General features: G+C 59.7%; 7 protein-coding genes, 1 tRNA gene and 2 pseudogenes. 2 read left to right on the forward strand and 8 right to left on the reverse strand.

The window, feature by feature from the left end; translation table 11 throughout:
- Positions 1–125 precede the first annotated feature (125 nt).
- The 8 genes and pseudogenes from RMO57_RS17955 to RMO57_RS17990 form a co-directional block, all read right to left on the reverse strand.
- Positions 126–281 (reverse strand): annotated as a pseudogene (locus RMO57_RS17955) (acyl-CoA dehydrogenase family protein); the annotation flags it as partial.
- Between the two features lie 5 nt (positions 282–286).
- Positions 287–1777 (reverse strand): annotated as a pseudogene (locus RMO57_RS17960) (endopeptidase La); the annotation flags it as partial.
- 100 nt (positions 1778–1877) lie between these two features.
- Positions 1878–3146 carry an ATP-dependent Clp protease ATP-binding subunit ClpX gene (clpX, locus tag RMO57_RS17965; protein WP_310388969.1) on the reverse strand — a complete coding sequence of 423 codons (1269 nt, stop codon included), beginning with the start codon at positions 3144–3146 and terminating at the stop codon, positions 1878–1880.
- Between the two features lie 145 nt (positions 3147–3291).
- Positions 3292–3900: an ATP-dependent Clp endopeptidase proteolytic subunit ClpP gene (clpP, locus tag RMO57_RS17970; protein WP_310388971.1), complete on the reverse strand. Its 609-nt coding sequence runs from the start codon at positions 3898–3900 to the stop codon at positions 3292–3294.
- 195 nt (positions 3901–4095) lie between these two features.
- Entirely contained in the window at positions 4096–5409 is a 1314-nt protein-coding gene (gene tig, locus RMO57_RS17975; RefSeq protein WP_310388974.1) for a trigger factor, read from the reverse strand.
- A gap of 23 nt (positions 5410–5432) precedes the next feature.
- Positions 5433–5519 (reverse strand) — tRNA-Leu (locus tag RMO57_RS17980).
- Positions 5520–5692: 173 nt separating this feature from the next.
- The gene (locus RMO57_RS17985) at positions 5693–8845 is read right to left on the reverse strand and encodes an efflux RND transporter permease subunit (protein WP_310388977.1); all 3153 of its coding nucleotides are present in this window, start codon (positions 8843–8845) and stop codon (positions 5693–5695) included.
- 16 nt (positions 8846–8861) lie between these two features.
- A complete protein-coding gene (locus RMO57_RS17990; protein ID WP_310388979.1) occupies positions 8862–9995 on the reverse strand; it encodes an efflux RND transporter periplasmic adaptor subunit in 1134 nt (377 codons plus the stop codon).
- Positions 9996–10196: 201 nt separating this feature from the next.
- Between RMO57_RS17990 and hpnC the strand changes: the two genes are divergently transcribed.
- Together hpnC and RMO57_RS18000 are read left to right on the forward strand one after the other, a co-directional pair.
- Positions 10197–11069, forward strand: a complete 873-nt coding sequence (hpnC, locus tag RMO57_RS17995; RefSeq protein ID WP_310388982.1) for a squalene synthase HpnC — start codon at positions 10197–10199, stop codon at positions 11067–11069.
- Positions 11066–11535 (forward strand): squalene/phytoene synthase family protein (locus tag RMO57_RS18000; RefSeq protein WP_310388983.1); only part of this gene is annotated, 470 nt, incomplete at its 3' end. The genes hpnC and RMO57_RS18000, both read left to right, overlap by 4 nt.

Genomic DNA, 11535 nt, shown 5'->3' on the forward strand with positions numbered 1-11535 from the left:
CGACTTTCAGGAGGGCGAGAAGATCAACGAGGCAGCGCTGAAAGCTCTCATCCGGGCCGCCGTAGCCCTCAACAAGTCGAAAGCCAAACCCAAGGCCAAAGTCAAAGCCAAGAGCTGACCGCGATCTACTCGATGCGGAGGCCGCTGATCGCTCTGGCAATCACTAACTGTTGGATTTCGCTCGTGCCTTCGAAGATGGTGTGGATCTTCGCGTCGCGGTGCCAACGCTCGACTGGGTAGTCGCGGATGTAGCCGTAACCGCCAAGAATCTGGATGGCGTCTTCGCCTCGGTGTAGCCCGACAAACGAATCACTTCCATCCGGTCCAGCAGGGCCGGTGGAATGTTCATCGAGTTCGAGGTGGCGATGAACATCACGTCGGAGAGGTCGAAGTCGACCTCGACATAGTGGTCGCCAAAGGTGTGGTTTTGCTCGGGGTCCAGCACTTCCAACAAGGCCGACGAAGGGTCGCCGCGGAAGTCCATGCCCAACTTATCGATCTCATCCAACAAGAACAGCGGATTGCGGGTCCCGACCTTGGACAGGCTCTGCAGCACTTTGCCCGGCATCGAGCCAATGTAGGTGCGACGATGGCCGCGGATTTCGGCCTCATCACGCACGCCACCCAAGGCCATGCGCACAAACTTGCGCCCGGTGGCGCGCGCCACCGACTGACCCAGGGATGTCTTGCCGACACCCGGAGGGCCGACCAGACACAAAATCGGTGCCTTGACCTTGTCCACACGTTGCTGTACCGCGAGGTACTCAACGATGCGATCCTTGACCTTGTCCAGCCCGTAATGGTCTTCGTTCAAGACATCGACGGCGTTGGCCAGGTCAAACTTGATTTTGGTCTTTTTGCTCCAGGGCAGATTGACCAAGGTCTCGATGTAGTTGCGCACCACGGTCGCTTCGGCCGACATCGGAGACATCAGCTTGAGCTTCTTCAGCTCGCCATCGGCCTTCTTCTTGGCCTCTTTGGGCATGCGCGCCGCAAGGATTTTTTTATCCAATTCCTCAAGGTCGGCGCCCTCTTCACCGTCACCCAACTCCTTCTGGATGGCCTTGACCTGCTCGTTCAAGTAGTACTCGCGCTGGCTCTTCTCCATCTGCCGTTTGACGCGGCCACGGATGCGCTTCTCGACTTGAAGAATATCAACCTCATGCTCAAGCAAGTCGAGCAAGGTTTCCAGACGTTTGCCGATTTCAGCAAGATTGAGCACCGACTGCTTGGCATCCAGCTTCAAGGGCAGATGCGCGGCGATGGTGTCGGCCAGGCGACCGGCGTCATCAATGCCAGCGATCGAGGTGAGGATTTCGGGCGGGATCTTCTTATTCAGCTTGACGTATTGGTCAAACTGCTGGGTCACCGCGCGGCGCAGCGCCTCGACTTCAGGCTTGGCATCGGCCTCGGGCGGAATTGGCATCACTTCGGCGATGAAATGCTCTTCGCCGTCGGTGATGCTGTGCGTGGTGGCACGCTGCAAGCCCTCAACCAAGACCTTGACGGTCCCATCGGGCAGCTTGAGCATTTGCAAGATGCTGGAAACACAACCCACCTCAAACATATCGTCGGATTTGGGCTCGTCCTTGCCGGCGGCTTTTTGCGCTACCAACATGATTTGACGGCCGGCTTCCATCGCGGCTTCCAGCGCCTTGATGGACTTGGGGCGACCCACAAACAGCGGGATCACCATATGCGGAAATACGACCACATCACGCAGCGGCAGCAGCGGCAAGGTAATGAGTTCTGCAGGCAAAACAGGATGACCGGACATGAAAACCTCTCTTTCTCAGACTCAAATGTGGCCTGAGGGGGTAAATGCAAGACGCGGCAATGATTCAATCAGCCGGCAAACACCGCACTATTAAAACAAATCAGGCGCTAGCCTTGGCCTGCTCGCGATACACCAGCAGGGGCTTGGTGTTGTCATCGATGTTGTGCTCGTCAAGTACCACCTTGGCCACGCCCTCCAGGGCGGGCAGCTCAAACATGGTGTCGATCAGGGACAACTCCATGATCGAGCACAATCCGCGCGCGCCGATTTTGCGAGCCAAGGCCTTGCGGGCAATCGCCAGCAGCGCCGAAGGGCGAACCTCCAGCTCCACACCGTCCATTGCGAACAGTTGCTGATACTGCTTCAACAAGGCATTCTTTGGCTCAGTGAGGATTTGCACCAGCGCGTCTTCGGTCAACTCACCCAAGGTCGCCACCACCGGCAAGCGGCCAACCAGCTCGGGGATGATGCCGAACTTGATCAAGTCGTCAGGCTCAACTTCGCGGAAAATCTCCGACACCCGGCGCTCAGACTTGGTCTTCACCGTGGCACCGAAACCGATACCGGACTTCTCCGAACGGTTCTGGATGACTTTTTCCAGACCATCAAAAGCGCCGCCGCAGATAAACAAGATATTGGTCGTGTCGATTTGCAAGAAATCCTGGTTCGGGTGCTTGCGCCCGCCTTGCGGTGGCACCGACGCCATCGTGCCCTCGACCAGCTTCAGCAAGGCTTGCTGAACGCCCTCACCCGACACATCGCGGGTGATCGAGGGGTTGTCAGCCTTGCGCGAGATCTTGTCGATCTCGTCGATATAGACAATGCCGCGTTGAGCCCGCTCAACGTCATAGTTACAGTTCTGCAGCAGCTTTTGAATGATGTTTTCAACGTCCTCGCCCACATAACCGGCTTCGGTCAAGGTGGTGGCGTCGGCAATCACAAACGGCACATTCAACAGCCGTGCCAGGGTCTGCGCCAGCAGCGTCTTGCCGGAGCCGGTTGGCCCGATCAGCAAGATATTGCTCTTCGACAGCTCGACCGAATCCTTGGTACCGGCCATGTGGCGCAGGCGCTTGTAGTGGTTGTACACCGCCACCGCCAAGGTCCGCTTGGCGACGTCTTGTCCAATCACATATTGATCAAGACTGGCCTTGATTTCACTCGGCACCGGCAAGTCGGACTTGCTGGCTCGCCCCTGCGGCGTTTCTGCTGGCACTTCATCGCGCACGATGTCGTTGCAGAGCTCAATGCACTCGTCGCAAATGAACACGGACGGACCCGCGATCAGCTTCTTGACCTCATGCTGGCTTTTGCCGCAGAAGGAGCAATACAAAACTTTTTCGCTGGAATTGCCTTTTTTCTCGGCCATGGATCTGCTTGTCGGTTCAGGCGTTAGTGCCTACTGGGATGATAGTTCATACGCATAAGGGGCCCTTCAGTGAATAAGGGCCCCGTTCAGCGCCCTGTTGGGCTTTGCCGCCCTGCTAGGACGGCGCTTTCAGCAAGGCGACAAATTACGGCCGCTTTTCGAGCACTTGGTCAATCAGGCCATAAGCCTGCGATTCAGCGGCCGACATGTAGTAGTCGCGCTCGGTGTCCGCCTGGATTTTTTCCAGGCTTTGGCCGCAGCGCTCGGCCATGATGCGATTCAGTTGTTCTCGCGTTTTGAGTATCTCACGGGCGTGAATCTCAATATCGGTGGCCTGACCTTGGGTGCCGCCAAGCGGTTGGTGAATCATGATCTTGGCGTTCGGCAAGGCAAAACGCTTGCCCTTGGCTCCGGCCGCCAATAAGAAGGCGCCCATGCTGGCGGCCATGCCCATGCAAAGCGTGGACACCTGCGGCTTGATGAACTGCATGGTGTCAAAAATCGACATGCCGGCCGACACGCTGCCGCCTGGCGAGTTGATGTAGAAATGAATGTCCTTGTCAGGATTTTCACTCTCCAGGAACAACATTTGCGCCACTACCAGATTGGCTACCCCGTCATTGACCGGCCCAACCAAGAAAATGATCCGCTCGCGCAGCAAGCGACTGTAGATGTCATAGGCGCGCTCACCGCGGCCCGACTGTTCAATGACGATGGGCACCATGCCCAGATTGTTGATTTCCAGCGCGCTCATTAAGAATCCTCTGAATAATTTCGCTCACCCGCCAAGTCAGTAACAGCGATGTGGCAGCCAATGCCGCATCGGACTGCCACTCCCGTTACTAGGTATGGGGGCTGATTGTGGAGTGTCAAGGTGATGACACTGAAATAGCAAGGGCGCCGACCTTTCGGCTCGGCGCCCTTGGCTAACTTCGATCCGCCGGATCGATCAGCCCGCTGTTGCCATCAACTCGTCAAAAGGCAGGGCCTTGTCGCTCACCTTGGCTTGCGCCAAGACGAAGTCGGTCACATTGTTTTCGACCACGACTGCCTCAACTTCAGCCAAGCGGGCGCGGTCGCTCAAATACCACCGCACCACTTCGGCCGGCTTCTCGTAGCTTTGCGCCAACTCTTCGATGTGCGCTTGCAACTGCTCGGGCTTGGCTTGCAGATTGTTGGCGCGAACCAACTCTGCAACGACTAGGCCCAGGCGCACGCGGCGCTCGGCTTGTGGCTTGAAGATTTCGGCCGGGATAGGCGCCTTTTCGGCATCCTTCACGCCGCGCTTCTTCAAGTCTTCACGGGCAGCGGCAACCATGCGCTCGGACTCGCCGTCGACCAAGGCCGTCGGCACATCCAATACGGCATTAGCAACCAAAGCGTCCATCACGGCGCCCTTGTTGCGCGCCAACACGCGGAACTTGACTTCACGCTCGAGGTTCTTCTTGATGTCGGCCCGCAAAGCGTCAATGCTGGCATCAGGGATGCCCAATGACTTGGCAAACGCCTCGTTCACTTCGGGCAGGTGTTGCGCTTCTATTTTCTTCAGCGTCACCAAGAAATCGGCTTCCTTGCCGGCCACGTCTTTGCCGTGGTAGTCCTCGGGAAAAGCCAAGGGGAAAGTCTTGGAATCGCCGGCCTTCATGCCGCGTACGGCCTTCTCGAAGGCTTCGAGCATCTGGCCTTCGCCGATGATGAACTGAAAGCCGTCGGCCTTGCCGCCCTGGAACGGCTCACCATCCAGCTTACCTTCGAAATCGATCGTCACGCGGTCGTCGTCAGTGGCCACTTCGGTGGCGGCGCGCTGGGCGAAGCTGCGGCGCTGCTTGCGCAGAATATCGACGGTCTTGTCGATGGCGACATCGGTCACATCACTGGCGACGCGCTCAATATCAGCGGCCGACAGGTCGCCAATCTTGACCTCAGGGTAAATTTCGAAGGTCGCGTCAAAAGCCATTTGGCCTTCTGGCGACTCGTCCCGCTGAGCAATCTTCGGGGCACCGGCAACGCGCAACTTTGCTTCGTTGGCGGCGCTGGAGAAGGCCTCGCCCAGCTTGTCGTTCATCACGTCGTACTGCACGGAATAGGCGTAACGCTGAGCCACAACGCTCATCGGCACTTTGCCTGGGCGAAAGCCATCGGCCTTGACGGTGCGGGCCAATTTCTTGAGACGTGTCTCAACTTCGCTGTTGATGTCAGCGGCCGCCAGCGTGAGCGTGATGCGGCGTTCGAGCTTTTCTAGGGTTTCGACGGTGACAGCCATTTTTGACTCAGTACAAAGTTATTTGGTGCGCGGGGCCGGACTCGAACCGGCACGCCGGTGAAGGCGTCAGGACCTAAACCTGGTGCGTCTACCAATTTCGCCACCCGCGCTAAGTGGATCAGGCTTGTTTGCTTGGATTCAACATCCACACCATTCAAGCCCGTGGTAATTCGGACAACCGTGGATTGTAGCCACATGAAAGTCCGAAAATCAGAACAAGGCGAAAACCCCCGCTCCAATGCAAAACCTAGCTCCCATTCTAAATGGGTAGGCATGGGTCAAATCAGAAACGGGGCGGGGACTCCGGTCGCTTGATACGGAACCAGGCCGCGTACATGGCCGGCAAGGCCAGCAGGGTCAAGGCGGTAGCGACAATCAAGCCACCCATGATGGCCACTGCCATCGGACCCCAAAACACACTGCGAGACAAGGGCACCATGGCCAAGACGGCAGCCGCGGCCGTGAGCACAATCGGCCGAAAGCGTCGCACGGCGGACTCGACAATGGCCGACCAGGCTGGCACACCCCTTGCCCTGTCTTGCTCAATCTGATCGATCAAGATGACCGAATTACGCATGATCATGCCCATCAAGGCGACCACACCCAGCAAAGCGACAAAGCCGAAGGGCTTGTTCATCAACATCAGCGCAGCGGCGACGCCGGCGATACCCAAGGGCCCGGTCAAGAACACCAGCATGGCGCGCGAGAAGCTCTGCAATTGCAACATCAGCAGCGTGAACGTGATGAACAACATCATCGGCAAACCGGCCGCTATCGAACCCTGGCCCTTGCTACTTTCCTCGACCGCACCGGCCACCGAGATCGAATAGCCGGCAGGCATCTTGGCCTGCAAGGCCTGCAGCTGCGGCCAGACCTGTGCGGTCACGGTCGCCCCCTGCAAGCCCTCGGCCACATCACCCTGCACGGTGACTGCATAGGCACGGCCCTCGCGCCAAAGCACGCCCGGCTCCCAGTCAAAGGTGACCTTGGCGACCTGGGTCAGCGGCACCGACCGGCCGGTCGATGTATTCACATAGGCACTGCCGATGTCGGTGATGGCATTGCGCTCGTCCAGCGGTTGCCGCAGGACGATGTCGATCAGTTTGTCTGACTCGCGGTACTGGCCTATGGTGCTGCCCGACAGCAGCGTGCGCGAGGCCTGCGCCAAGCTCTGGCTGCTGACGCCCAGGGCGCGCGCCTTGTCTTGATCGACCTGGAGTTTGAGCACCTTGATCGGCTCATTCCAGTTGTCATTGACGCCGCGCATATTCGGGTTGGCGCTCAGAATCGCCTTGGCCTGATCGGCCCAGCGCCGCACTTCCTCGGGCTTTTCGCCGGCCACACGGAACTGCACCGGATAGGCAACCGGCGGGCCATTGGGCAGCAGCTTGATGCGGGCCCGCACTTCGGGAAACTCGGCGGCCATCAAGGCCGGCAGGCGCTTGCGCAAAGCCTCACGCTCGCTCAAATTCTTGGGCAAGACGATGGCCTGGCTGACGCCGGGCTGCGGAAACACCACATCCAAGGGCAGGTAGAAGCGCGGCACGCCGCTGCCTATCCAGGTGCTGACGGTCGACACTCCGGCCTCGGCCATCATGCGGGCCTCAAAGCGTTTGGCCACTTCCGCACTTTGCTGAATGGTCGATCCTTCGGGCAACCACATGTCCACCAAGATTTCCGGTCGACTGGAATCGGGGAAGAACTGCTGCTGCACACGCCCCATGCCAAACAGGCCCGCCGCGAACACCAACAAGGTCATGGTGATGGTCTTCCAGCGGTTCTCCACGCACCATCGAACCAGGCTTCGAAAGCGGTTGTAAAACGGGGTGTCAAACATTTCGTGCGCCTCGCCGTCGTTGGCGGCATGGGTGCGCAGCAATAGCGAGCCCAGATAGGGCACGAAATAGACCGACACCACCCAAGAAATCATCAAGGCAGCCGCCGTCACGGCGAAGATGGCAAAGGTGTATTCGCCGGTGGCCGACTTGGCCATGCCGATCGGCAAAAAACCTACTGCCGTGATCAGGGTGCCGGTCAACATCGGCATTGCCGTCGCGTCGTAGGCGAAGGTGGCGGCGTGCATCTTGTCATAGCCCTCCTCCAGCTTGCGCACCATCATTTCGACCGCAATGATGGCGTCATCGACCAGCAGTCCCAAGGCAATGATGAGCGAGCCCAGCGAAATCTTGTGCAGGCCCACGCCCCAGTAAAACATGGTCACAAACGTAATCGCCAGCACCAGCGGAATGGTGATGCCCACCACCAAACCTGGCCAAATATCCAGGCGCAAAGGCCGGGTGTGCAGACCCAAGGCAATAAAGCTGACCAACAGCACGATCACAATCGCTTCGATCAAGACCTGCACAAACTCGTTCACCGAACGGGTCACCGCCTGCGGTTGATCCTGGATTTGCATCAGCTCAATCCCGGCAGGCAGCTCAGCCCGGATCAGCGTGGCGGCCTTTTGCAAGGACTTGCCCATCGCCACAATGTCGCCACCCTTGGTCATCGACACGCCCAGCGCAATCACATCCTTGCCTTGATGGCGAACCATGATGGAAGGTGGATCGACATAGTCGCGCTTGATGTCGGCAATATCCGACAGGCGCAGCGAACTCGCCAGGCCCGTGACCGGATTGACCGCCCGCAGCGGGAAGTCCTTCAAGGCTTGCACCGAGTTGAACTGCCCTTGCACGCGCACCTGCAAGTTGCCACTGCCGGCATCCATGACGCCGGCACCCTCCACCGCGTTTTGAGCACCGAGCTGGTTGATCACCTGCCCGAAGTCCAGGCCCAGATTGGCCAGGCGCTTTTGCGAGATTTCAACGAAAAGTTTCTCTGCCTGGGCGCCGAAGACTTCAACCTTGGCCACATCCGGCAATTTAAGCAAGGCGGAGCGGGCGCGTTCCGCATGCTCACGCAGCTCTTCGCGGCTAAAGCCGTTCGCCGACAACGCAAAGATCGAACCATACACATCGCCGAACTGGTCATTGAAGACCGGCCCGATGACGCCTTGCGGCAGGGTGCTGCGCATATCTCCGACACGCTTGCGGACCTGATACCAGATCTCACCGACCTCGCCAGCGGGTGCGCTGTCCTTCAATTGAAAGAGCGTCAGCGACTCACCCGGTTTGGTATAGCTGCGAATCTTGTCTGAGTACGGCACCTCCTGCAGCGTCTTCTCGATCTTGTCGGTGACCTGCTCGGCCATTTGCTGCGCGGTCGCGCCCGGCCAAAAGGCCTGCACCACCATCAAACGAAAGGTAAACGGCGGGTCCTCATCTTGGCCCAGCTGAAAATAGGCGGCAAAGCCCATCAGCATCAACACCACCATCAAGTAACGCGTCAGCGCCGGGTGTTCCAACGCCCAGCGTGAAATATTGAAACGCCCGCCAATATGCGGCTGGCCGGACTGCGACGGCTTGTTGAGGCTCATGCGTGCTGCTCCAGGCTCAAGGGGTGGCCGCAGAGGGGGCAGAAGCGGCAGAAGTTGCCGGCCCAGCCTGGTAGCGCTGCACCTTTTGCCCCGGCTTCAGCACATGCACACCCGCCACCACCACCTCCTGGCCGGGGCTCAAGCCGCCGGCTATCACCACCTCGTTGCCATCGGCGCCGGCGATCTGCACGGCTTGCGCCTTCAAGGTCATCTGCGCGGGGTCCAAGACCCAGACCGTGGACTGGCCCTGCTGCTGCAGCACCGCGGCGAGCGGCAGCTTGATCACATTGGCAAGACGCGGCGCCTCCAGCCGCACAGTCGCTGTTTGGCCCAGCTTGGCTTCCAAGCCCGCAACTTCAGCCTTGACCAAAAACGTTCGCGTGACCGGATCGGCCGAGGCCGAGACCTCACGCAGCTTTGCGGGCAGACCGACCTGGCCTGCGGCGCCACCCCAGAGCCTGACCGTCAAGGCGCCGGGCTTGGCAGCATGCGCCTGCAAGCGCCCCAGCTGATCTTCCGGCACCGAAAACACCACGTCGCGCGGCCCGTCATGGGCAATCCGCACCACCGGCGTGCCCGCGCCCACCACCATGCCCGGTTCGACCTCCACTGCGGTGACAACACCGGCCACATCGGCCTGCAATTGCGCATAGGAGGACTGGTTGCCTTGCGAATTGGCCTCGGCACGGCTTTGATCCAGCGTGGCCTGTGAGGCCTTGAACGCGGCATCCCGGCGCTCGAGCTCGGCCGTGCTGATAAAACCTTGCTCACGCAGCTCAACGAAACGCTTGAAATCGGCACCCAACTGATCCCGATTTGCACGTGCCGCCGCCACACCCGCTTGCGCGGCTTCTTGGCCCAAGATCAAATCGCGTGGGTCCAGCTGCGCCAAGACCTGACCCGGTCGCACGCTATCACCCAGATTGACCTTGCGGGCCAGTACCTTGCCGCCAACCCGGAAAGACAGGCGCGATTCGGTTTTGGCCTTGATCTCACCCGCGTACTCATGGCTCTGCCCGGCGGAATTGGCGGCCAACACCACCGTCCGTACCGCGCGCACCGGCTCAGGCGGTGCTTCTTGCCGACCACAGCCCGACACTAGAGCGAATACGGCCACCAAGAGCGCAGCTCGAAAAATGCGTTGAGGCATAAAAAACCCTGAAAAATCTAAAGCCGTGGCTGGGCACTCTTGCCGGCATCCGACATGAGCCACTGATCGCTGGCCGCATTACTGACCAATCGGTCAGTAATGTAGTCAAGCCCCCGGCCGCTGTCAAACCATGCCCAGCTTGTCATGCCGCCATTGGCCCCATCGGTTGTCGGCGCCAACAAAGGACAGACAATCGCTGCCGTGAGCATAGAACACTACGAAAACTTCCCCGTCGCCTCCTGGCTGTGCCCGCGGTCATTGCGGCCGGCCGTTGCGGCGATTTATCACTTTGCGCGCACCGCCGACGACCTCGCCGATGAAGGCGAGCGCAGCAGCGCCGGCCGACAAGCCGACCTGCAGGCCTACCGCGAGGACTTGCTGTCCATCGCCGCCGGGCGCCAGCCCTCCCCGCGCTGGGCCGCGGCGGTCTTCACACCGCTGGCCGCTGTCTTGCATTCATATCGGCTGCCTGTTGCACTGCTAAATGACTTAATTTGCGCTTTCGAGCAGGACTTGCAAAAAAGCAGCTACCGCGACCGCCCCGAGCTGCTCGACTATTGCAGCCGCTCGGCCAATCCCATCGGCCGACTGCTGCTGCATCTGTACGGCATCCACGCCCCCCTGGCCTTGCAACGCTCCGATGCGATTTGCAGCAGCTTGCAGTTGATCAATTTTTGGCAGGACTTCAGCCGCGATGGCCCGATCGGACGGGTCTACGCCCCGCAGACCGATCTGCAAAGCCGTGGGCTCAGCGGTGCCGCACTGCTGAGTTGCCAAGACAGCCCGGCGGCGCGCGCCTTGATTGCTGACTTGTGCGCCTGGGCCGAACAATTGATGCGCGAGGGCGCGCCCTTGGTCCACCAAATCCCCGGCCGTGCTGGCTGGGAACTTCGTCTGGTGGTACAAGGCGGCCTGCGAATTCTTGCGAAAATCAAGGCCATGCACTATGCAAGCCTCATTCAACGCCCGACCCTCACGCCCATGGACGCACCGATCTTGCTTTGGGGCGCGCTGCGCATGAGCAAACAGTACACCACCAGAACATCAAGCCAGCAGCAGGAGGAAAGTTTGTGAGTCCCGAGCAGTATGTGCAGGACAAGGCCGCCAAGAGCGGCTCGAGTTTTTATTACGCCTTCCTCTTTCTGCCCGCCCCAAAGCGCGCCGCCATCACGGCCTTTTACGCCTTTTGCCGCGAAGTTGACGATGTGGTGGACGAAATCAGCGACCCCAGCGTTGCCGCCACCAAGCTCGCCTGGTGGCGCAAAGAAGCCGCCAGTGCCTTCGCCGGCCAGCCTCAGCACCCTGCCATGCGGGCCTTGATGCCGCATTGCGGGCCTTATGACATCCGCCTCGACCATCTGACGGCCGTCATCGATGGCTGCCAAATGGACCTGGATCAAACCCGCTTCCTCGACTACCCCGGCCTGCAGCGCTACTGCCATTTGGTGGCCGGCGTGGTCGGTGAAGTTGCCTCGGGTATTTTCGGCCGCACGCACGCCGACAGCATCAAGTACGCCCATAAGCTCGGCCTGGCGATGCA

The organism is Roseateles sp. (assembly GCF_031397715.1).
GTDB lineage: Bacteria > Pseudomonadota > Gammaproteobacteria > Burkholderiales > Burkholderiaceae_C > Paucibacter_A.

What these genes read in the sequence shown, in the direction of transcription:
- clpX (WP_310388969.1), bottom strand. Translation starts at nt 3,146, where the DNA reads ATGGCCGAGAAAAAAGGCAATTCCAGCGAAAAAGTTTTGTATTGCTCC.
- RMO57_RS17990 (WP_310388979.1), bottom strand. Translation starts at nt 9,995, where the DNA reads ATGCCTCAACGCATTTTTCGAGCTGCGCTCTTGGTGGCCGTATTCGCT.
- clpP (WP_310388971.1), bottom strand. Translation starts at nt 3,900, where the DNA reads ATGAGCGCGCTGGAAATCAACAATCTGGGCATGGTGCCCATCGTCATT.
- tig (WP_310388974.1), bottom strand. Translation starts at nt 5,409, where the DNA reads ATGGCTGTCACCGTCGAAACCCTAGAAAAGCTCGAACGCCGCATCACG.
- RMO57_RS17985 (WP_310388977.1), bottom strand. Translation starts at nt 8,845, where the DNA reads ATGAGCCTCAACAAGCCGTCGCAGTCCGGCCAGCCGCATATTGGCGGG.